Here is a 543-nt window from a genome sequence, read left to right as displayed (position 1 = left end):
AAAAAACTTGTTGACTTTAGAAGTTAAATGAGTTACAATAATTCTTGTCTTAAATGAATACAGTCTGGTAATGATGGCAGAGAGGTCACACCCGTTCCCATACCGAACACGGAAGTTAAGCTCTCTAGCGCCGATGGTAGTTGGGACCTTGTCCCTGTGAGAGTAGGACGTTGCCAGGCAAACGGAGGATTAGCTCAGCTGGGAGAGCACCTGCCTTACAAGCAGGGGGTCGGCGGTTCGATCCCGTCATCCTCCACCATTTAGCCGACTTAGCTCAATTGGTAGAGCAACTGACTTGTAATCAGTAGGTTGGGGGTTCAAGTCCTCTAGTCGGCACCAGTTTTAATTTTGAGAGCCATTAGCTCAGTTGGTAGAGCATCTGACTTTTAATCAGAGGGTCGAAGGTTCGAATCCTTCATGGCTCACCATTTTAATGAAATATGCGGGTGTGGCGGAATTGGCAGACGCACTAGACTTAGGATCTAGCGCCTTTGGCGTGGGGGTTCGACTCCCTTCACCCGCACTTTTAATAAAATATCTCAA

At 47.3% G+C, this 543-nt stretch carries 4 tRNA genes and 1 rRNA gene; all 5 read left to right on the top strand.

Going from position 1 to position 543, the window contains the following annotated elements:
- Positions 1 to 63: 63 nt before the first annotated feature.
- The 5 genes from rrf (at position 64) to OXT04_RS29565 (ending at position 523) form a co-directional block, all read left to right on the top strand.
- Positions 64 to 179 (top strand): 5S ribosomal RNA (gene rrf, locus OXT04_RS29585).
- 4 nt (positions 180 to 183) lie between these two features.
- Positions 184 to 259, top strand: a tRNA-Val gene (locus OXT04_RS29580).
- Between the two features lie 4 nt (positions 260 to 263).
- Positions 264 to 339: transfer RNA gene (locus OXT04_RS29575), tRNA-Thr, on the top strand.
- A gap of 13 nt (positions 340 to 352) precedes the next feature.
- Positions 353 to 428, top strand: a tRNA-Lys gene (locus tag OXT04_RS29570).
- A 14-nt stretch (positions 429 to 442) separates the two neighbouring features.
- Positions 443 to 523: transfer RNA gene (locus OXT04_RS29565), tRNA-Leu, on the top strand.
- The last annotated feature ends 20 nt before the right edge of the window (positions 524 to 543 follow it).

The organism is Bacillus sp. GC_Bacil_1 (genome assembly GCF_026540675.1).
Classification (GTDB): domain Bacteria; phylum Bacillota; class Bacilli; order Bacillales; family Bacillaceae_G; genus Bacillus_A; species Bacillus_A cereus.
The sequence above is the reverse complement of the archived record's forward strand: the minus strand, read 5'-3'. Positions and strand labels throughout refer to the sequence as shown.